This window comes from Pseudomonas sp. GW821-FHT09H03 (assembly GCF_059415945.1).
The window spans coordinates 311,158-333,076 of the sequence record NZ_JBWKOF010000004.1 but is presented as its reverse complement, the minus strand read 5'-3'; the positions used below and the strand labels follow the sequence as shown (position 1 = coordinate 333,076).

Genomic DNA, 21,919 nt, shown 5'->3' with positions numbered 1-21,919 from the left:
GGCGGTTTGTCGCATACTCCATTGAAATAATAATTCGGTGTGTTCAATGAGCGAAGATCGAAGCAAAACCAGCGCCATCGACAACAGTCGTTTCCGGCTGCTGATTGATGCGGTGATTGACTACGCGATCTACATGATTGACCCCGATGGCATCATTACCAGCTGGAACACCGGCGCCAAGCGCTTCAAGGGCTACGAAGAAGCCGAGATTCTCGGTCAGCATTTTTCCCGGTTCTACACCGATGCCGATCGCCGTGCCGGCTTGCCGCAACGGGCGCTGGACACGGCCATTCACGAGGGGCGTTTCGAAGGCGAAGGCTGGCGGGTGCGCAAGGACGGCACGCATTTCTGGTGCCACGTGGTGATCGATCCGATTCGCGATTCAGCCGGCACCCTGCTGGGGTTCGCCAAGATCACCCGTGACCTGACCGACCGCAAGATGGCCGAGGAAGTCCTCAAGCAAAGCGAACAGCAATTCCGTCTGCTGGTGCAAAGCGTGACGGACTATGCGATCTATATGCTCGCCCCCGATGGACGCCTGACCAACTGGAATCCTGGCGCACAGCGCATCAAGGGCTATTTGCCCGAGGAAGTCATCGGCCAGCACTTCTCTTTGTTCTACACACCCGAAGACCGCGAAGCCGGCGAACCGCAGCGGACACTGGAAATTGCCCGCACCGAAGGCCGCTTCGAAAACAAAGGCTGGCGGGTACGCAAGGACGGTACGCGCTTCCTCGCCCATGTGGTTGTCGATCCGATCTGGGGCGACACCGGTACTCTGCTCGGTTTTGCCAAGATCACCCGCGACATTACCGAGGTCACCCAGGCCCAGCAGGCACTGGAGCAAACCCGCGAAGCGCTGTTCCAGGCGCAAAAAATGCAGGCTATCGGCCAGCTCAGCGGCGGCATTGCCCACGACTTCAATAATTTGCTGACGGTGATCCTCGGCAATCTGGAAATCGTCCGCAAACGGGTTGCGGACGATCCGAAAGTCATCCGCTTGATCGACAACGCGACCCAGGGCGCCTTGCGCGGGGTTTCCCTGACCCAGCGCATGCTGGCCTTTGCCCGACGTCAAGAGCTGAAGTCCGAGCCGGTGGCTATTCCGGCCCTGGTCACCGGAATCTCCGGGTTGTTGCGCAGCTCCCTGGGGCCCTCGGTGAAGATCGAGACCTGTTTTCCAGCCGATCTGGAATCGGTTCTGGCCGATTCCAATCAACTGGAACTGGCAGTCCTTAATCTGGCAACCAATGCCCGTGATGCCATGCCCAACGGCGGAAAAATCGTCTTCAGTGCCCACACCGAGGAGGTTGTCGACAGCCAGCAATCTGCCCTGGCGCTGGGGCGATATGTCTGTCTGACGGTGGCTGATTCCGGGGAGGGCATGGATCAGGCCACCCTGGCGTTGGCGATGGATCCGTTTTTTACTACCAAGGGTGTCGGCAAAGGCACCGGCCTTGGGCTATCGATGGTCCATGGTTTTATAGAACAACTGGGCGGGCGCTTCATCCTCAAGAGCGAACAGGGTCAGGGCACGACGGCGGAACTGTGGTTGCCTGTGGCCAGGGGTGGGGCGGTCGTCCAGCCGCTGGCCCAGAGGATGATCGCCGAGGTGCCACGCTTGTGCGTTCTGGTGGTGGACGATGACAGCCTGGTATTGACGAGCACCTGCCTGCTGCTCGAAGACCTGGGGCATCGGGTCATCGGCGCGACATCGGGTGCGAGGGGCCTTGAACTGTTCGCCAGCGAGTCGGATATTGACCTGATCATCACGGACATGGCCATGCCGCATATGAGTGGCGCACAACTGGCCCACGCTATCCGCATCCAGAAACCGGGCGTGCCGATCATTCTGGCCACCGGTTACGCCGAGAGACTGGAAGGCTTTGCCGCGCACCTGCCGCGGCTGTCCAAACCCTTTACCCAACTCAATCTGGTGCAGGTCATTGCCCAGGCGATGAAGTGAGTGACTTGCGCTGTTCATAGCGAGCGAGGATCGGCTGGGTGCTGATCCCGTGCACCAGGATGCTCAGCGCGACCACCGACAGGGTGAGATTGGTGCACAGCGCCGCCACGGACGGATCGAGTCCGTGGTTCACGGCGTAGAACAGATAGTACAGGCTGCCGATACCGCGAATACCAAACCAGCCGATCAACAGCCGTTGGCGTACATCAAGCAGGGATGCCCAGGGTACGAGGACGACGCTGAGGGGGCGAATCAGGCAAAACAGTACGCCGCCCAGGAGTATTGCCCGCCAGTCCCAATGGGCACTGAGCACCACCCCGAGCAGCGTCACCAGAAACACTTCCATGGCCCGTTCCACCAGGCTGCCGAAGGCGAGCATGTCTCCCATCATGATGCCGGCGGCGACCTGGCTATCCTCCAGGCTATCGGTATCACCATGCACGGCGTGCTGTGGTTCGACGTTCTGGTGGCCGACGACCGCTTGCACCACATGTTCGGCCGGTGTCTGGTGACTGCCCATGGATTTGACCTCTTCCTGGCGCAAACCGAGGCCGGCGGCGAACACCGACAGGAACCCGAAGCCATGGATGGCTTCGGCGCCGACATAGGCCAGCGCGATCAACGCCAGGGTAAGGAAGTCATTATGGGAAAGGGTGCTGTCGCCATAGCGGGTGCGCAGCAGCAATGTCAGCCGGCCAATGCCACGTCCCATCGAGTAGCCCACCAGCAAGCCGGCAGGGATCGCCCATAGCAGATTGCTCAGGGCCCAGTCAGCGAGCCAGCCGGGGTAGCTGTCATGCTGCACCATCAGCAAGCCGAGGATCACGAAAGGGAAGGCGACCCCGTCATTCAGGCCGGCTTCGCCGGACAGGCCGAACCGGACGCTGTCGACATCGCCTGCGTTGTTGACCTGTACCAGAGAGGCGAGCACCGGGTCGGTCGGCGCGAGAATCGAGCCGATCAGGACTGAAATGCCCCACGACAAGCCAATCACGTAGTGCAACAGCAGGCACACGCCGCCAATGGTCAGGAGCATTACCGGCCCGGCCAGGCAGACTGCGACACGCCAGTTTCGATCCTTCAACGGCAAGCGCAACTTCAAGCCACAAACGAACAGCGAGAACAACAAGGCCACTTCCGTGAGGTGTTCCATCCAGCCGGAGATGTCCTGGGTCGCCAGATTCAACCAGGCAAAGCCGGCCGGGCCGATGGCCATGCCCAGAACCAGACACACCGCCGAAGTGGTCACCGGCAGCCAGCGCAGGTAGGACGAAGTCAGTGCCAGGGTGAGCAGCACCGCGCCAAACACTGCCACCCAGGCGATAAAGCCCATTAACCGACAGTAGCGCGCAGGTACTCAGGGGTGAGCACGTTGAACCACAACAGAATCATCGACACCAGGATTGTCACCAGTACCAGCAGCCCGACACCCCAGACGCATGCCGAGTTGAGCAAGCCTTGTTCCTTGCGCTCATGCATGAAGGTCGGCAAACCGACGAACAGCAGGAAGGTCGAGTAGGCTGAAGCCGCCCCCAACACCACAATCGCCAGCCAGCGACTGGGGTACAGACCGGCAATGCCGGCGAGGAAAAAAGGCGTGGCGGTATACGCGGCAAAGCCTATGCACTGATTGATCGTCGGCCGGGCCTCGAAGGCGCGGGACATCCAGCGGATGAACAGGCCCATCACCGCTATGCCGATCAGAATGGCCACATACAGCATGGCGCACAGTTGCAGGGCGCTCTGGGTACTGAGTCGAACCGTTTCGTTCTCCGCCAGGCTCCAGCCTACGTAGGTGGTCCCGATAAACAGGCACACGGCCGGAATCAAGGCGAGCAGCAGCAGGTGAGGGAGATAGTGACGTGGGTGGGCTTCCTCTTCCTTGCGAATATCCGTCCACGCGAAGTTGGGTTGGGTGAACAGCTTGACGATAGGTGCGGACATGACGACCTCCAGGCTTGGAACAACCGCCATAACAGTGGCTATACGGTGTTGAGCGCTGGAGACGGCATCGGGTTCATTTTTTTCGGCACATTCATAAAATCGGTTTGCCGCCCGTGACGCCAAATCGCTGGCCGGTAATGTAGCTGGCTTCATCCGAAGCCAGCAGCACGTAGATCGGCGCGACCTCGACCGGTTGACCGGGGCGGCCAAGGGGCGTGTTGGCGCCGAAATCCTGCACGCTCTCATCGGGCATGGTCGAGACGATCAGTGGCGTCCAGATCGGCCCAGGTGCCACGCTGTTGACCCGGATATTCTTCGGCCCGAGCATTTGCCCAAGCCCGGCGGTGAAGTTGGCAATCGCGCCCTTGGTCGTGGCATAGGCCAGCAGGGTGGGGTTGGGCATGTCGGAATTGACGGAACTGCTGTTGATGATCGAGCTACCCGGCTTCATGTACTTGAGCGCAGCCTGGCAAACCCGGAAAATCGCCGTGATGTTGACGTCGAAAGTCATCACCCATTCTTCATCAGCGATGTCTTCGAGACTGTCGTGTGTCATCTGGAAGGCGGCGTTGTTGACCAGTACGTCGATGCGGCCGAAGCGTTCGACGGTTTTTTCCACCAGTTCCAGGCAGTGCGCCCGCTGTGCCAGGTCCCCGGACAGCAGCAGGCACTGGCGGCCGGCCTGCTCGACCCAGCGCGCGGTCTCCCGGGCGTCTTCGTGCTCGTTGAGGTAAGCGATGACCACATCGGCGCCTTCACGGGCATAGGCAATCGCCACCGCCCGGCCAATGCCGCTGTCGCCACCGGTGATCAGGGCAATCTTGCCCGCAAGGCGACCAGAGCCTTTGTAGCTTTGCTCGCCGCAGTCGGGGTAGGGGTCCATTTTACGTTGAGAGCCGGGGACCGGTTGTGGCTGCTTGGGGAAGGGGGGGCGTGGGTAGTCGTTCATCGTCAATCTCCGGTCTCAAGGTTAAGGAGTCAAACGGTGGACTCTGGCGTTTTGTCTTGAGTTCGGTTGGATTTCGGATGAGCAGCGCACTCAGGCTCTTTGTGGCGAGGGGGCTTGCCCCCGCTGGACTACGCAGTAGTCCCAATAGTTTTGGGTCTGCTTCGCAGCCCAGCGGGGGCAAGCCCCCTCGCCACACAGGGAATAGCTGTGCCTTCAGGAACCCTGCCGGTTACGCAAACTGCGCTCCATGCGCGCGATGCCTTCTTCGAGCAGCGACCGTGGGCAGCCGAAGTTCAGGCGCACGAACTGTTGGCACTCATCGCCGAAGTCCAGCCCGGCGCTCAGGCCGACCCGGGCCTCGTCGAGGAAGAACTGCTGCGGGTTGTCCAGGCCCAGTGCCGAGCAATCGAGCCACGCCAGGTAGGTACTTTGCGGCACGTGCATGCTGATGCCCGGCAAACGGCTGCGCACGGCATCGACCAGATAGTCGCGGTTGCCCTGCAGGTAGTCCTTGAGCTGTGCCAGCCAGGGCGCCGCTTCGCTGTAGGCAACGCGGGTGGCCTCCATGCCCAGCGGGTTGACGCTGTCGACCATGCCGCAGCGGGCCTGGTTGACCCGCTCGCGCAGGTGGCTGTCCTGAATGATCATGAACGAGGTTTTCATGCCGGCGATATTATACGCCTTGCTCGCCGACATCAGCGTGATGGTGCGCTGGGCAACCTGCGGGCTCAGGGTCGCTATCGGAGTGTGCTGGCGGCCGTCGAAACACAGCTCGGCGTGGATTTCGTCGCTAATGATCCAGGCGTCCTGCTCCAGGCAGATGTCGGCAATCGCTTGCAGTTCTTCCCGGGGGAACGCCTTGCCCAGCGGGTTGTGCGGGTTGCTCAACAGCAGCGCACCACCGCCTTGCAACGACTGGCTCAAGGTATCGAGCGGCGTGGCATAGGTGCCGTCCGCACGGGTGTCAAAATTCAGTTCGACCTTGTTCAGCCCCCAATGGCCAGGCGCGTGGCGCAGCGGCGGATAGTTGGGGACTTGCACGACAACGTTCTGTTGCGCCTGCACCAGTGCCTTGAGTGCCATGTTGACGCCTGACTCGACACCCGGCAGGAAAATCAGTGCCTGGGGTTCGACGCGCCAGGCGTATTTGTTCCAGAGGTCGGCGACGATAGCCTCGCGCAGGTCTTGCTGGGCCACGCTGTAGCCGACCATCGGGTGCTCCAGACGCTTTTGCAGGGCCTGGATGATTACCGGCGGCGCGGCGAAATCCATGTCGGCCACCCACATTGGCAACACGTCAGCCGGGTAGCGGCTCCATTTGGTGCTGCCAGTGCCGTGGCGGTCGAACACCTGATCAAAATCGTAAGTCATGGAAGGTCTCGTAAAGGCGGGTTGTGCAGGGTCGCCATGATAAGCCCATGGCGCTTTGTGGGCGAGCCTGCTCGCCATGATGATTTGGGCCACCCACCGGCTCCCACAGGGTTTTGTGTGTGCACCAAATCTGGCCGACGGTCGGTTTTCACACCGTGCGCCAATACCTTGACTAAAGTGTCAAATGTCGGCAGCCAGGCTGCTGGCACCGTGGTTGTTCAAAAAGGCCCGGCCATGCACCGGGTTCCACCTGATCAGGAGTGCACGATGGATCTCAGCCGTCGTCAATTCTTCAAGGTCGCCGGTATCGGCCTTGCAGGCTCTAGCCTGGGTGCGTTGGGTATGGCCCCGACGCCTGCGTTTGCCGAACAGGTGCGTCACTTCAAGCTTGCCCACACCCATGAAACCCGCAACACCTGCCCTTATTGCTCGGTCGGTTGCGGCTTGATCATGTACAGCCAGGGCGATGCCTCCAAGAATGTCGCGCAAAATATCATTCACATCGAAGGTGACGCCGACCATCCGGTCAACCGCGGCACCCTGTGCCCAAAAGGCGCCGGCCTGCTCGACTTCATTCACAGCCCCGGCCGCCTGCAGTACCCGCAGGTGCGCAAGCCCGGCAGCAGCGAATGGACGCGCATGTCCTGGGATGAAGCACTCGATCGTGTCGCCAACCTGATGAAGGCCGACCGCGACGCCAACTTTATCGAGAAGAACGCGGCAGGCCAGACGGTGAACCGCTGGCTGACCACCGGTTTCCTCGCTGCCTCGGCGGCGTCCAACGAAGCGGGTTACATCACCCACAAGGTCATTCGCAGTCTTGGCATGCTGGGGTTCGATAACCAGGCGCGTGTCTGACACGGCCCGACGGTGGCAAGTCTTGCCCCGACGTACGGCCGTGGTGCCATGACCAACCACTGGACCGATATCGCCAACGCGAATCTGGTTCTGGTGATGGGTGGCAACGCAGCAGAAGCGCATCCGTGCGGCTTCAAATGGGTGACCGAAGCCAAGGCGCACAACAAGGCGCGGCTGATCGTGGTCGACCCGCGGTTTACCCGCACAGCATCCGTGGCCGACTATTACGCCCCCATCCGCACCGGTACCGACATCGCCTTCATGGGCGGGCTGATCAATTACCTGCTGACCGAGGACAAGATCCAGCACGAGTACGTGCGCAACTACACCGACGTCTCGTTCATCGTCAAAGCCGGCTATGGCTTCGAGGACGGAATCTTCAGCGGCTACGATGCGGCCAAGCGCGTATATACGGATAAATCCGGCTGGGGTTATGAGCTCGGGGAAGACGGTTTTGCCAAGGTCGACCCGACCCTGCAGGACCCGCGCTGCGTCTATCAACTGATGAAGCAGCACTACAGCCGCTACAACATCGACCTGGCCAGCCAGATCTGCGGGATGCCGGTCGATGCCATGCAGAAAATCTGGGAGGAGATCGCCACTTGCTCGCAACCGGGCAAGACCATGACCATCCTCTACGCCCTGGGCTGGACCCAGCATTCGATCGGCGCGCAGATCATCCGCAGCGCGGCCATGGTGCAACTGCTGCTGGGCAACGTCGGTATGCCCGGTGGCGGGGTCAATGCCTTGCGCGGGCACTCCAATATCCAGGGCCTGACCGACCTCGGCCTGTTGTCCAACTCGCTGCCCGGCTACCTGACGTTGCCGGTGGATGCCGAGCAGGATTACAACGCCTACATTATCAAGCGCACCCAGAAACCGTTGCGCCCGGGGCAGTTGTCCTATTGGCAGAACTACGGCAAGTTCCACGTCAGCCTGATGAAGGCCTGGTACGGCGCCAACGCCACGGCGGAAAACAATTGGGCCTACGACTACCTGCCCAAACTCGACATTCCCAACTACGACATCCTCAAGGTGTTCGACCTGATGGGCCAGGGCAAGGTCAACGGCTACATGTGCCAGGGTTTCAACCCGATCGCCGCGTTGCCCGACAAGAACCGGGTGATGGCGGCGCTGGCAAAACTCAAATGGCTGGTGGTGATGGACCCGCTGGCCACCGAAACCTCTGAGTTCTGGCGCAATGTCGGGCCTTACAACGATGTTAAGAGCGCCGACATCCAGACCGAAGTCATTCGGCTGCCCACCACCTGTTTCGCCGAGGAGGATGGCTCGCTGGTCAATAGCAGCCGCTGGCTGCAATGGCACTGGAAAGGCGCCGACGGTCCGGGTGAAGCGCACACCGACATACGGATCATGAGCGAGCTGTTCCTGCGCCTGCGTCAGCGCTATCAGGCTGATGGCGGGGTATACCCCGACCCGATGCTGAAACTGTCATGGCAGTACAAAATCCCCGAGGAACCATCACCGGAGGAAGTGGCCAAGGAGATCAACGGCTACGCCACTACCGACTTCACCGACGCCACCGGCGTTGCGGTCAAGGCCAATGCGCAACTGGCCGGGTTCGGCCAGCTCAAGGACGACGGCAGCACCGCCTCCGGTTGCTGGATCTTCTGCGGCAGCTGGACCGAACTGGGCAACCAGATGGCCCGGCGCGACAACAACGATCCCTATGGCATGCACCAGCATCAGGGCTGGGCCTGGGCCTGGCCGGCCAACCGGCGGATTCTCTACAACCGCGCCTCGGCTGACGTGCAAGGCAAACCCTGGGATGCGAAAAAGCGCCTGGTGTGGTGGAACGGCAAACTCTGGACCGGCACCGATGTGCCGGACTTCAAGGCTGACGTGGCACCGGAAGCGGGTATGAATCCGTTCATCATGAACCCTGAAGGCGTGGCGCGATTCTTTGCCGTCGACAAGATGAACGAAGGGCCATTCCCCGAACACTACGAGCCGTTCGAGACGCCCATCGGCATCAATCCGCTGCACCCGCAAAACAAGCAGGCCACCAGCAACCCGGCGGCGCGGATCTTCGACTCGGTGTGGGACACCCTTGGCGTGGCCAAGGACTACCCATACGCCGCCACCAGCTATCGCCTGACCGAGCATTTTCACTTCTGGAGCAAGCACTGCAAGCTCAACGCGATCGCCCAGCCGGAGCAATTCGTCGAAATCGGCGAAGTGCTGGCCAAGGAGAAAGGCATAGCCGCCGGTGACCGGGTGCGGGTCAGCAGCAAGCGCGGCTTTATCGAAGCAGTGGCGGTGGTGACCAAGCGGATTCGTCCACTGCAGGTCAACAATCAAGTGGTGCACCAGATCGGCATTCCGTTGCATTGGGGCTTTACCGGGCTCACGCGCCACGGTTACCTGACCAACACCCTGGTGCCGTTCCTCGGCGATGGCAACACCCAGACCCCGGAATCCAAGTCATTCCTGGTCAACGTGGAGAAAGTCTAAATGGCCAGCCAAGACATCATCGCCCGTTCGGCCACCACCACCGTGCCGCCTTCGGTGCGCAACCTGGAGGAAGTCGCCAAGCTGATCGACACCACCAAGTGCATAGGTTGCAAGGCCTGCCAGGTGGCTTGTTCGGAATGGAACGAGCTGCGTGACGAGGTCGGGCACAATCACGGCACCTACGACAACCCCCAGGACCTCACGGCCGAGACCTGGACGTTGATGCGCTTTACCGAGCACGAAACCGACGCCGGCAATCTTGAATGGCTGATCCGCAAGGACGGCTGTATGCACTGCGCCGAACCCGGTTGCCTGGCGGCGTGCCCCAGCCCCGGGGCGATCATCAAGCACGCCAACGGCATCGTCGACTTCAACCAGGATCATTGCATCGGCTGTGGTTACTGCATCACCGGTTGTCCGTTCAACATTCCGCGTATTTCGCAAAAGGACCACAAGGCCTACAAGTGCACTTTGTGCTCGGACCGGGTGGCGGTAGGCCTGGAGCCGGCCTGCGTGAAAACCTGCCCGACCGGGGCCATCGTGTTCGGCACCAAGGTCGACATGAAGGAGCACGCCGCCGAGCGCATCGTCGACCTCAAGAGTCGCGGCTTCGAACACGCTGGCCTGTACGACCCCGAAGGCGTTGGTGGCACCCATGTGATGTACGTGCTGCATCACGCCGACACGCCAACGCTCTACGCCGGGCTGCCCAGCGCCCCGGTCATCAGCCCCTTGGTAGGCCTGTGGAAAGGCATCAGCAAACCCTTGGCGCTGCTGGCCATGGGCGCGGCGGTGCTGGCCGGGTTCTTCCACTATGTGAGGGTTGGACCGCAGCGGGTCGAAGAGGATGAACAACCTGACCTTGCGGATACTTCCGTGCACCAGGTCGATCCCTCGGTGCACACCTTCGATCCCCGTGGGGAGGACCGGCCATGAGTCGTAAAACCATCCTGCGCTACACCAGCAACCAGCGCACCAACCACTGGCTGGTGGCGATTGTGTTCTTCATGGCCGGTTTGTCCGGGCTGGCGTTGTTCCACCCGGCGCTGTTCTGGCTGAGCAACCTGTTCGGTGGAGGGCCCTGGACGCGCATCCTGCATCCGTTCATGGGTGTAGTGATGTTCGTGCTGTTCCTCGGCCTGGTGTTTCGTTTTTGGCGCGCCAACTATTTCATTGCCAATGACCGCTTGTGGCTCAGGCGCATTGACCGGGTGATGCGTAACGAAGAGGAGGGCGTGCCCGCCATCGGCAAGTACAACCCCGGGCAGAAGTTGCTGTTCTGGACTTTACTGCTGTGCATGCTGGGTTTGCTGTTGACTGGCCTGGTGATCTGGCGCGCGTATTTCAGCGACTACTTTGGTATCACCACGATTCGCTGGGCGATGCTGTTGCATGCGTTGGCGGGGTTTGTGCTGATCCTCTGCATCATTGTGCACATCTACGCCGGGATCTGGATCAAAGGCTCGGTCAGCGCGATGATGCATGGCCGGGTCAGCCGCGCTTGGGCGAAGAAGCACCATGAACTCTGGTACCGCGAGGTGACTCGCGACGAGGCGCCGCAACCACCGATCAGGAAAAAGGGCTGAGCCTTTGGCAACCATTCTCGAACCCGGACAAATCGAAGCGGCGGCCAGTTCGCCGCCGTTTCTCTACCTGCCACCCCACAACCTGTTCAGCCTGCGTGCGGTGCGCCTGGAGCATCTGGCCGAGGGACATGCGTTGGCCGATTACCTGCTTCTTATCGCCGGCGTCTGTCGGACGCAGCAGCGGGTGCTCGACGATCCGCCCTTGAGCGAGCCGCTGGACCGCCAGCGCATCGACTTGTGCCAGCAACACGGCTTGCCGCCCTTTGCCGCAGACAGCCTGGCGCGGGAGGACGACTGGCAGCTGTACCTCGATGCCTTCCTGCAACATTATGCCGTGCCAGAGCAACCGGCCGTGGTCGACGCGGTGACGACCTTGCGCGAGGCCAGCCCCGGCCAACGTCGCGCCTGGGCAGTCGCGCTGGTCAGCGGGCAATTTTCCCTGGTGCCAGCGGCGCTGGTGCCATTTCTGGGCGCGGCCCTGCAGACGGCCTGGAGCCACTGGCTGCTGAGTACGCCGGACTTGAAATTGACGCCGGGTGACAGCCTCAGCCAATGCCCGGCCTGCGGCTCACCGGCCATGGCCGGGGTGATCCGCCATCGCGGCAAGCACAACGGCTTGCGCTATCTGGCCTGTTCCCTGTGTGCCTGCGAGTGGCATGTGGTGCGGGTCAAATGCGTGTATTGCGAACAGAGCAAGGGGCTTGAGTATCTCAGTCTTGAAGACGAACGCCACGCCGCCAATCAGGCGCCGCTGCGCGCCGAGATGTGCCCGGGCTGCAACAGCTATCTGAAGTTGCTCTACCTGGAAAACGACGCCGATGCCGAGCCGCTGTCGGCGGACCTGTCCAGCCTGCTGCTGGACATGCGCCTGGCCCAGGACGGTTATCAGCGCCTGGCACCGAATCTGATGCTGGCACCGGGAGACGAATGACCACAGTGACTACACTCTGGCGCGACGGTTATTGGTTTTCAGGAGCACCCGATGTCCGCACGCGGTAGCAGCCAACCCCTGCGTCTGCCTTCTATCGATAGCCTGCTGCGTCACCCGGCATGCCAGCCACTGGCCGGGCGCTATGGGCGCGATGCCTTGCTGGCCACCTTGCGCCAACTGCTCGATGAACTGCGCGAAGGGGTGCAGCAAGGGTTGCTCGAAGCGGTTGAGATCAGCCCTGAAGTGCTGGCGGGCAGGGCTGGCGAACGTTTACAGGCACAACATCGCAGCCATGTGCGTCGGGTATTCAATCTCACTGGCACGGTGCTGCACACCAACCTCGGGCGGGCATTGTTGCCGCAGGAGGCCATAGATGCGGTGCAGATTGCCGCGCGCTATCCGCTCAATCTGGAGTTCGACCTGCACACTGGCAAGCGCGGCGATCGCGACGACTTGATCGAAGGGCTGATCCGCGAGCTGACCGGTGCCGAAGCGGTGACCGTGGTCAACAACAACGCCGCCGCAGTGCTGCTGGCCCTCAACAGCCTGGGCGCGCGCAAGGAAGGCATCATTTCCCGGGGCGAACTGATCGAAATCGGCGGCGCCTTCCGCATTCCCGACATCATGGCCCGGGCCGGAGTGAAGCTGCATGAAGTTGGCACCACCAACCGCACCCATGCCCGCGATTACGAAGCGGCCATCGGCCCGCGCAGCGGCTTGATCATGCGTGTGCACGCAAGCAACTACAGCATCCAGGGTTTCACCACCAGCGTGCCGACAGCGCAGCTCGCCGCGCTGGCACATCAACATGGCCTGCCGCTGCTCGAGGACCTCGGCAGCGGCAGTCTGCTGGATCTGACCCGCTGGGGCCTGCCCGCCGAACCGACCGTGCGCCAGGCGCTGCACGATGGCGCGGACATCGTCACCTTCAGTGGCGACAAACTTCTTGGCGGTCCCCAGGCCGGGTTGATCGTCGGGCGCAAGGACCTGATCGCCAGAATCAAGAAGAACCCGCTGAAACGCGCGTTACGGGTCGACAAGCTGACCCTCGCAGCCCTCGAAGCCGTACTGGGCTTGTACCGCAACCCGGATCGACTGGCCGAACGCTTGCCCAGCCTGCGTTTGCTGACCCGGCCCCAGGCCGACATCCTTGCCCAGGCCGAGCGCTTGCAACCTTCACTGGCTCAAGCATTAGGCGACACCTGGGCTGTGAACGCGCAGAAGGCGCAGGGCATGATCGGCAGCGGCAGCCAACCGGTGGCGCGGCTTCCCAGTGCGGCGCTGTGCCTTCGTCCGCTGGTATCGAAACGCCTGCGCGGACGCAGCCTACTCAATCTTGAGGCGGCCTTGCGCGGCTTGCCGGTACCGGTGCTCGGGCGCCTTGATGACGACGCCCTGTGGTTGGACCTGCGGCAACTGGACGATGAACCGGCGTGGCTGGCACAGCTCGATCAGTTGCAGGTGGAGGGCCGGGCAGGGTGATTGTTGGCACCGCAGGACACATCGACCACGGCAAGACTGCACTGCTCCAGGCCCTGACCGGCCAGGCCGGTGACCGCCGCCGGGAAGAGCGTGAGCGCGGCATGACCATCGACCTCGGTTACCTTTACGCCGCGCTGGAGCCGGGCGCCGCCCTGACCGGTTTCATCGACGTGCCCGGCCATGAGCGCTTCACCCATAACATGCTCGCTGGCGCCCAAGGCATTGATCTGGTACTGCTGGTGGTGGCGGCCGATGACGGCGTGATGCCGCAGACCCGCGAGCATCTGGCGATCGTCGAGCTGCTGGGCATTCCCCGGGCGCTGGTGGCGATCAGCAAGTGTGACCGGGTTGACGCGGCCAGGGTCGCTGAGGTTCGCGAGCAGATCCAGGCGCTGCTGGCTCCCGGGCCTTATGCCGATGCGCCAATAACGGCGTTATCGAGTGTGACGGGCGACGGTGTCGAGCCCCTGCGTGAACTGTTGCTACAGGCGCAGCGCAATGTGCGGCAACGCAGTACTGAGGGCGGTTTTCGACTGGCGATCGACCGCACATTCAGCGTCGCCGGCGCCGGGATCGTGGTCACTGGCACGGCATTGTCCGGGCGGGTCGCAGTGGGTGATACCTTGCTGCTGGGCCCCCAGGGCAAACCCGTGCGCATTCGCGGTTTGCATGCGCAGAACCAGCCTGCGGATGGTGCGTTTGCCGGTCAGCGCGTGGCCTTGAACCTGAGCGCCGAACGCTTGGCACTGGAGCAGATTCATCGGGGCCATTGGTTGCTGGCTGATACGTTGTACGCGCCGACTTTGCGCCTGGATATCGACATGCAATTGCTGCCCGCCGAGGCGCGGGCGTTCGAACACTTCCAGCCGGTGCATGTGCATGTGGGTACCCAGGACGTGACCGGGCGCGTGGCGTTGCTGCAGGGGGCCAGCCTGGCACCGGGCGGGCGGATGTTCGCGCAGTTGCTGCTCAATACACCGGTTCAGGCGGTCAAAGGCGATCGGTTGATCCTGCGTGATCAGAGCGCCCAGCGCACCCTTGGTGGTGGTCGCGTGCTCGATCCCTTTGCCCCGACCCGACAACGCCGCAGCCCCGAGCGCCTGGCGCAGTTGCAGGCGCTGGTCAGCAGTTCTCGGCTGGAGGACGTGCTGCCGGCATTGCTGGCCCACAGCGACAGCGGGCTCGATCCGCGTCTTCTGGAGCGTCAGTTCAACCGGCCACGCAGCACCTGGGTTTTACCCGATGACGTACGCCTGATCGATACCCGCCAGGGCCCCTTGCTGTTCAGCACCCCTCGCTGGGAAGCCTTGAAAACGCCACTGCTGGAACACCTCGCACGCTTCCATGAACTGGAGCCGGACCAGATGGGCCCGGATCGGGATCGCCTGCGCCGCTTTAGCGCCAGTGCCCTGGAGCGACCGACATTCCTCAGTTTGCTCGACGAGATGATGGCCAGCGGCGCCATTGCCAGCAACGGGCCATGGCTGCATCTGCCCGGGCATCAGGTGCGCTTGAGCGAAGCGGACGAAGCCCTTTGGCAAAAGCTTCAACCCTTGTTCGAAACTGCCGGGTTTGATCCGCCATGGGTGCGCAACCTGGGGCATGACGAGGCGACCGTGCGCGCACTGCTGCGCAAAATGGCGCGCCTGGGACTGGTCCATCAAGTGGTCCGTGATCTGTTCTACCCCGATAGCGTGATTCGCCGATTGGCGGTTATGCTTGTGCAACTGGCGGACGCCGACCCGGTGATCCAGGTGGCGGCGTTTCGTGACGCGGTGGGCCTGGGGCGCAAGCGCAGCATCCAGATTCTTGAATACTTCGACCGCATTGGCCTGACCCGGCGCATGGGCGACCGACGCCAGATCCGCCGGGACAACGCACTGGCCCTGGGCACAGGAGACTGATTCAAGGGCAAGATTTCAAGGAAGGCAATCGCGCCCGGTGGCGCGGCCGGGCTTCAAACCCGGTTGGGGACGGCATCCGTTCCCGGGCAGGTTCGACTCCGGCTGCCTTCCGCCATTTTCCGCAAAAACCCGGTACACCAAAAACCCTGTTGGAGCGAGCCTGCTCGCGATGAGGCCGGCCCATCCAACATCACTGGCGCCTGACACGCCGCCATCGCTGGCAAGCCAGCTCCCACAGAGGAATGTGGCCGTACGCAGATTTTGTGTCCGCTGCAGACTCACTGTAGGAGCGAGCCTGCTCGCGATGAGGCCGGCTCATCCAACATCACTGGCGCCTGACACGCCGCCATCGCTGGCAAGCCAGCCCCCACAGGGGAATGTGGCCGTACGCAAATTTTGTGTCCGCTGCAGACTCACTGTAGGAGCGAGCCTGCTCGCGAAGGTCGTGAACGATTACGCGTGTTAACCGGGTTGCAGGTCATCATGCTGGCGGACCCGGCCGTCAACCGGATAACGTCGCCCCGCTGGAATAAACATTGAACCAGGTGGTGAGGGAGCCAGCTTCCTCGCCACAGCAGGTGAGCTCAATAGATTCCTGGAGATCAAGCGCCTCTACTTGCTCCCCCGTCGTCTTTGTTCGGCGAACGTACCTTGGTTTAGACCGACGTGGACTTGCGCACTACTACGCCTTGTTGGCCCCTAAAGACTTCAAGAAATAAACCACCCGTTCGGTCTCTGTGAAACCCAGAGCCTCATGCATGGCGTGACTTCCCTGGTTATCCAGCAGTGCATCCGAAGCCAACTCGGTGCATCCCATTTCTTCGGCCCACTGCTGGATACCCGCAACGAGTTGTCGCGCGATGCCTTGGCCTCGACTGGTGGGCCGGACGTACAGACCTTCGAGAAAGGCCACGGGCGATGAATGGGTACCGTTGACATAGTCCGCTCGGAGCGAAGCCTCGGCAAACCCTAGAGCATTGCCTTGTTCATTGATGAAGAGCAGTACCAGATAGCGCTCTGGCGCGCTCAGTACGTTGTTTGTGTCATGGTCATTGTCCGGGGCGGAATCAGGCCATAGAGCAACACGCAGGGGCAGCCAATCATCATGGTCGAGCAAAGTGCAGCGCTTTATCATTGAGGGAGAACCCGAAGGAATAATTGATGAAGATCATAGGTCATCTTCGATCAGGCTTGAACGGTCAGATCGCTCTTCACAGGTGCGCCTGACACGCCGCCATCGCTGGCAGGCCAGCTCCCACAAGGGATTTGTGTCGTGCGCAAATGTTGAATTCACCATGGAAACCTGTGGGCGCTGGCCTGCCAGCGATGAGGCCCTCACATCCACCATCTTTGGCGCCTGACACGCCGCTATCGCTGGCAAGCCAGCTCCTGCAGGGGATTGGTGTCGTGCACTGAATTAGCAGGCGGGCACTTCCGGCAAATCTGACATCCATTCACCGCTGAACTAGGCTGCGTTAGAAACCCTTGTCCTGAATCTTTGTGATGAAAGGAACCAAGCCATGCGCAGCAGGCTGCTCGCGGTATTGTTTACTGTCTTCGGGCTGTTCTGGTCAGTGTTGCTCTGGGCCGAGGATGCACCGCAGGTGGTTGACGCTCCCGCTGAATTGAAAGTGGCCAACCGCAGCATCATGGTGTTTCGCGCGACCATGCTGGGCGAAACCCCGGTTTCTCGGGTCAAGCGGGCGAAGACGGTGATTATTGAAGCGCTGGATGAGGCGCAGGACCTTAATGTCACCCTAGACCCGGTGCTCAACAGCTACATGGTGCTGCTGGGCAGCAGGCGCGCGTTTATCGTGACGCCAAAGGATTTCGACCCCACTGAATTCGACTCGGCGCAGCAGGCCGCCGAAGCCGCGGCCGCAAAACTCAGCCAGGTGGTGGCGGAAGTCCATGAGTCTCGCAGCCTGCGCTTGATAATCTGGGCAGTGGGGGCTGCCTTGCTCGCCACGGGTATCTATCTCGGCCTGCTTCTTGGCATGGTGTTTGTGCGCCGCAAACTACTGGCCAAACTACCCGGGCTGATGCGTCGACATACCCAGGCGCTGAAGGTCGGGCAAGTACCGCTGATTGACGCCAATTACCTGTATCCAGTGGTCAGCCGCCTGCTGGAGTTGCTGCGCTGGGCCCTGGTATTGCTGCTCACCTACGAGTGGCTGGGTTTTGTCCTGTCGCGGTTTCCCTACACCCGGCCATGGGGGGAAAGCCTCAATAACTATCTGCTGAATGTCGCCGACTATCTGCTGGAAGGGATCCTCGGGGCCATCCCCGGGATTGGCGTGGCTCTGGCGATCTTTTTCATCGCCCGCGGTGTAAGCGCCTTCTCTCACAGGGTTCTGCGGCGCATGTCCGGCCCCGGCACTGTCAGTTGGCTGAACCATGAAACCCTGCAACCGACCCAACGCCTGACGTCCCTGGCGATCTGGCTGTTTGCCCTGGCCATGGCCTATCCCTACCTGCCGGGTGCCGGCACCGATGCCTTCAAGGGCCTGTCGGTGTTGATTGGTCTGATGATTTCCCTGGGGGCGTCCAGTGTGGTGGGCCAGGCGGCCGCCGGATTGATCCTGACCTACACCCGTACCCTGCGCCCGGGCGAGTTCGTGCGTATTGGCGATCACGAAGGTACCGTCACAGAACTGGGCATGTTCACCACCAGCATCCGCACAGGTCTGGGCGAGGTTCTGACATTGCCCAACTCAATGATCACCAGTGCAGTCACCAAGAACTATTCGCGGGTCGTTCAGGGCCCCGGTTATGTGGTCGATACGGTGGTGACCATCGGCTACGACACGCCGTGGCGGCAGGTCGAAGGGATGTTGCTGGAAGCGGCCCGGCGCACTCCCGGCATTCTGGAGAAACCACCGGCGCAGGTATTCCAGACGGCATTGTCGGACTTTTATCCCGAATACCGCCTGGTGGCCCAGGCCATTCCGAGCGAGCCCCGGCCGCGCGCGGTGTTGCTGAGCATGCTGCACGCCAATATCCAGGATGTGTTCAACGAGTACGGCGTGCAAATCATGTCGCCGCACTATCTGGGCGACCCGCAGGCAGAGAAGTGGGTGCCGAGGGACAAGTGGTTTACCGCGCCTGCGCAGGAGCCGAAGGACATCTGACTGCCGGCAGAGTGCCCGGTGTCAATCGTCCAGTGAAAACTGACGCGTTGGCTTTTGATCTTGTCATTGATCCCGTCCACCGCTGTCGAGTGATCAGGACCACGCGCAATCTGCGGGGCGATAGATATTTAATTGAATAAAATGCTTATTGCGTCAGGCGATTTTTATCGCTGAACGCAAGATTACATATAAACAGTATTCACTGTTTTGATGGCTGCGACAGGGTCTTTGCAATCAATCGCGTATGATTTTTTTGCGTGAACTCTGAACACATTGCTCGCATTGTCAGCTCTTTCCGATAGCCAAGTAGGATGCTTCCTTTTTCGCTGATTCTCTGCTGGCGGCTCGTAGTAACTGGCAAGAAGTATGGTGGAATAAAGTGTTGGCGCCTTGACTTCCCTGCCCATAGTTCAAACCGCCTGTAGCGGGGTATTTCTCCGCGTCAAATCATAAAAGTGGAGAAATCATGGCTAATCCCTATCGCGAGCTTCTGACAACCCCCGGGGTAATGGGGTTAGTCATCGCGAGTTCCATTGCCCGTCTACCGCACGCCATGATCGGCATCGGCATCATTACCATGTTGGTGCAGCATACCGGGTTGTATTGGCTGGCCGGTGCTGTCGCAGGTACTTTTACCCTGGCCAATGCCTTGATCGGCCCACGAGTGTCGAAACTCGTTGATCAGCGCGGTCAGAGTCGAGTCCTGCCCCTGGTGACGGCCTTCAGCGTTGGCATGTTGCTGGCGCTGATACTGGCTGTGTATCTGAGTGCTCCGGTCGTACTGCTTTTTATTCTTGCGGCATTGGCGGGCATGATGCCCAGCATGCCCGCCATGATAAGGGCGCGCTGGACACAGCTTTTCCGTGGCAAGCCGCAACTACACACGGCCTTCTCGCTGGACACGGTACTGACTGAACTCGCCTTTATTATCGGCCCACCCATCGCCATTGGCTTGAGTACGAGTTTCTTCGCCGAAGCCGGCCCCCTTGCCGCGGTGGTGCTGCTGATTATCGGCGTCACGGCTTTTCTGCTGCAGCGTCAGACCGAGCCGAAGGTCGTCGTATCCAGCAGCAAGAGCACAGGTTCGACCTTGTTTATCCCTGGTGTTCGCACCATCGTGGTGGCGCTTCTGGTGATGGGGGTGATTGGCGGATCAATCGATGTGGCTGTGGTTGCTTTCGCCAACGAACAAGGTTGGCCCGCGTCTGCCAGTTTCATCCTCGCGGCCTATGCCCTCGGCTCATTGATCACTGGCCTGACATTCGGCATGTTGAGGCTCACCCTGTCGATTGAAAAGCAGTTCCTTGCAGGAGTGTTGGTAACAGCGGTAACGGGCGTGCTGCCGATTTTCTCTGCGGATGTCTACATCCTTGCCGGGATGCTTTTTGTAGCAGGCAGTTCGTTCGCACCCACTATGGTCATTGTCATGAATCTTGGTTCGATCATCGTTCCATCGTCCAGGATCACCGAAGGGCTGACCTGGATGACGACAGGTATAAGCACCGGCGTAGCGCTCGGTGGGGTACTTGCGGGCCTGGTCATCGACGTCTACGGCGCGCGGGCAGGGTTCGGTGTTGGTATTGTCGCGGGGGTCGTATTGGTTGTGGTCGTGCTGCTCGGTATGCGAATACTTCGCGCCGCGCCGGCGATGTACCCCGAGGCGACCGTCCAGTAATTGGCACTGCTGAACCAGTGACAGGACCCAATCAGAAAACAGTTCACCTCCAGAGCCTGTCAGGGTAAGCGCTGCTTTGAACATGGATCGAGCCCGGATTCACCCGGGCTGATCGCTGCTATCTGATGAGGGGTTGGTGGCAAAGGGGCAGGGTCAGTGCCGTCCCCTTTTTGGCGCCTTTCAGGCCGTGGCGCTGACGCCTGCTCCGTTGTTCCGGGGCGCAATGTCATGCAGGGAAATCCGCGAAGTCTCGGGTAGCGCCAAGCCACCCGCCAGCGCCAGCAATGCCACCGCGATCAGATAGAACGCCGGTGACAGGTTGCTGCCGGTGGTGCTGATCAGCCACGTCGCCACCAGCGGGGCGGTACCGCCGAAGAGGGTGTAGGCCATGTTGTAGGTAATTGCCGAGGCGGTGTATCGGGTTCGGGTCGGGAAGGTTTCCGAAAGCAAGGCCGCAGTGACCACGCCACATAACACCGCGCCAATCGCCAGGAGCATGACGCCGACGATGGACGCGGCGAACGAGCCGGAACTGGCCATCAGGAACGATGGATACACCACCACGATCAGCAGGACGCAAGCGGTCACCACTGTCATTCGCCGACCGACCCGGTCCGAATACAACCCGGCGAGGGGGCAGATCGCCGCGGCGAACAGCAACGCAATCAGTGACACCAGCAACGCCGTTGCACGAGTGAGGCCACCGGCGACTTGCAGGTAGGTCGCGAAGTAGGTGGTGAACATATAGAACGACAGGGCCGTCAATGACACGAAGGCGCCCAGGCAGCAGATCGCCGCGCCATGGTTGCGCAGGGTTTCCTTGAGCGGGGAGTGTGCGACCGCATGGTCCTGGGTCACCGCCTGGAATGCCGGGGTCTCATCGAGTTTCCAGCGCAGGTAGAGTCCAACCAGGCCCAGCGGCGCGGCAACCAGGAACGGCAGGCGCCAGCCCCAGCTGCCCATCGCTTCGGCCGACAGTGACGCCTCGAGTGCGTAGGCCACCACCGCTGCTGCGGCAAACGCGGAAAATGTCGACACAGGGATGAAGCTGCCGTACCAGGCGCGTTTATCACTTGGTGCATGTTCCATGAGGTAGGCACAGGCACCGGCGTATTCCCCGCCTGCGGAAAAGCCCTGGGCACAACGGATCAGCGATAGCAGCACCGGCGCCATGACCCCGATCGCGGCGTAGGTGGGCAGAAGACCGATCAAGGTCGTCGCCGCGGCCATCAGCAGTATCGTGATGGCCAGGGTGCGCTTGCGGCCGATCCGGTCGCCCAGCATGCCGAAGAAAATCCCGCCAAGGGGCCGAAACGCAAAGGCCACGGCAAACACCGCGAAGGTCTTGAGCAAGGCGGCGCTGGCATCGCCGCTGGGGAAAAATTGCTGGGCGATGGTCGTGGCCAGAAAACCATAGACGGCGAAGTCGAACCACTCGACAAAATTGCCGATGCCGGCAGCCACAATCACTTTCCTCAGCGTTTTTGCACTGACTTGTTCGGTAGCTGCATTCGTCATGGTGGACCCCGGCATTCCGTTAGTAAGCTTTCGATTATCCGGTCACAAGCCCAGGCGTTTTACCTCAAAAGTGTCATCGGCATAGTCAGGACCGACTTGCGGCTGTTGAATCTGGTGTCCAGCGTCCTC

General features: G+C 61.2%; 15 protein-coding genes and 1 tRNA gene. 10 read left to right on the top strand and 6 right to left on the bottom strand.

Annotated elements, in window-relative coordinates:
- The first annotated feature begins 46 nt into the window (after positions 1-46).
- Positions 47-1,966 carry a hybrid sensor histidine kinase/response regulator gene (locus AC07OG_RS08090; RefSeq protein WP_495066690.1) on the top strand — a complete coding sequence of 640 codons (1,920 nt, stop codon included), beginning with the start codon at positions 47-49 and terminating at the stop codon, positions 1,964-1,966.
- Here the strand turns inward: AC07OG_RS08090 and AC07OG_RS08085 are convergent.
- From AC07OG_RS08085 to AC07OG_RS08070, 4 genes are all read right to left on the bottom strand, one after another.
- Positions 1,944-3,299 (bottom strand): cation:proton antiporter, encoded by a 1,356-nt coding sequence (locus AC07OG_RS08085; RefSeq protein WP_495066689.1) that lies wholly within the window; start codon positions 3,297-3,299, stop codon positions 1,944-1,946. The genes AC07OG_RS08090 and AC07OG_RS08085 overlap by 23 nt on opposite strands.
- On the bottom strand, positions 3,299-3,910 hold the full coding sequence (locus AC07OG_RS08080) for a Yip1 family protein (protein ID WP_060542055.1): 612 nt from the start codon (positions 3,908-3,910) through the stop codon (positions 3,299-3,301). The genes AC07OG_RS08085 and AC07OG_RS08080 overlap by 1 nt, the downstream gene beginning before the upstream one ends.
- Before the next feature lie 91 nt (positions 3,911-4,001).
- A complete protein-coding gene (locus tag AC07OG_RS08075) occupies positions 4,002-4,859 on the bottom strand; it encodes a glucose 1-dehydrogenase (RefSeq protein WP_218422986.1) in 858 nt (285 codons plus the stop codon).
- Between the two features lie 213 nt (positions 4,860-5,072).
- Complete coding sequence (locus tag AC07OG_RS08070) at positions 5,073-6,230, bottom strand: MalY/PatB family protein (RefSeq protein WP_495066688.1); 1,158 nt, start codon at positions 6,228-6,230, stop codon at positions 5,073-5,075.
- A gap of 267 nt (positions 6,231-6,497) precedes the next feature.
- On the opposite strand from AC07OG_RS08070, the gene fdnG reads away from it, so the two are divergent.
- From fdnG to AC07OG_RS08035, 7 genes are all read left to right on the top strand, one after another.
- Positions 6,498-9,563: a formate dehydrogenase-N subunit alpha gene (gene fdnG, locus AC07OG_RS08065; RefSeq protein ID WP_218422988.1), complete on the top strand. Its 3,066-nt coding sequence runs from the start codon at positions 6,498-6,500 to the stop codon at positions 9,561-9,563.
- Positions 9,564-10,499, top strand: a complete 936-nt coding sequence (gene fdxH / locus AC07OG_RS08060) for a formate dehydrogenase subunit beta (RefSeq protein WP_495066687.1) — start codon at positions 9,564-9,566, stop codon at positions 10,497-10,499.
- The gene (locus AC07OG_RS08055) at positions 10,496-11,149 is read left to right on the top strand and encodes a formate dehydrogenase subunit gamma (RefSeq protein ID WP_060542061.1); all 654 of its coding nucleotides are present in this window, start codon (positions 10,496-10,498) and stop codon (positions 11,147-11,149) included. The genes fdxH and AC07OG_RS08055 overlap by 4 nt, the downstream gene beginning before the upstream one ends.
- A gap of 4 nt (positions 11,150-11,153) precedes the next feature.
- Positions 11,154-12,080 (top strand): formate dehydrogenase accessory protein FdhE, encoded by a 927-nt coding sequence (fdhE, locus tag AC07OG_RS08050; RefSeq protein ID WP_495066686.1) that lies wholly within the window; start codon positions 11,154-11,156, stop codon positions 12,078-12,080.
- 51 nt (positions 12,081-12,131) lie between these two features.
- Positions 12,132-13,562 (top strand): L-seryl-tRNA(Sec) selenium transferase, encoded by a 1,431-nt coding sequence (gene selA / locus AC07OG_RS08045; RefSeq protein WP_495066685.1) that lies wholly within the window; start codon positions 12,132-12,134, stop codon positions 13,560-13,562.
- On the top strand, positions 13,559-15,466 hold the full coding sequence (selB, locus tag AC07OG_RS08040) for a selenocysteine-specific translation elongation factor (protein WP_495066684.1): 1,908 nt from the start codon (positions 13,559-13,561) through the stop codon (positions 15,464-15,466). Before selA ends, selB begins: the two co-directional genes overlap by 4 nt.
- Positions 15,467-15,485: 19 nt before the next feature.
- Positions 15,486-15,581, top strand: a tRNA-Sec gene (locus AC07OG_RS08035).
- A 567-nt stretch (positions 15,582-16,148) separates the two neighbouring features.
- Here AC07OG_RS08035 and aac(6') read toward each other — a convergent pair.
- A complete protein-coding gene (gene aac(6'), locus AC07OG_RS08030) occupies positions 16,149-16,601 on the bottom strand; it encodes an aminoglycoside 6'-N-acetyltransferase (RefSeq protein ID WP_495066683.1) in 453 nt (150 codons plus the stop codon).
- 385 nt (positions 16,602-16,986) lie between these two features.
- On the opposite strand from aac(6'), the gene AC07OG_RS08025 reads away from it, so the two are divergent.
- Together AC07OG_RS08025 and AC07OG_RS08020 are read left to right on the top strand one after the other, a co-directional pair.
- Entirely contained in the window at positions 16,987-18,597 is a 1,611-nt protein-coding gene (locus AC07OG_RS08025; RefSeq protein WP_495066682.1) for a mechanosensitive ion channel family protein, read from the top strand.
- Between the two features lie 466 nt (positions 18,598-19,063).
- Positions 19,064-20,272, top strand: a complete 1,209-nt coding sequence (locus tag AC07OG_RS08020; RefSeq protein WP_060542067.1) for an MFS transporter — start codon at positions 19,064-19,066, stop codon at positions 20,270-20,272.
- 180 nt (positions 20,273-20,452) lie between these two features.
- On the opposite strand, the gene AC07OG_RS08015 is transcribed toward AC07OG_RS08020, so the two are convergent.
- Complete coding sequence (locus AC07OG_RS08015; RefSeq protein ID WP_495066681.1) at positions 20,453-21,790, bottom strand: MFS transporter; 1,338 nt, start codon at positions 21,788-21,790, stop codon at positions 20,453-20,455.
- Between the last annotated feature and the right edge of the window lie 129 nt (positions 21,791-21,919).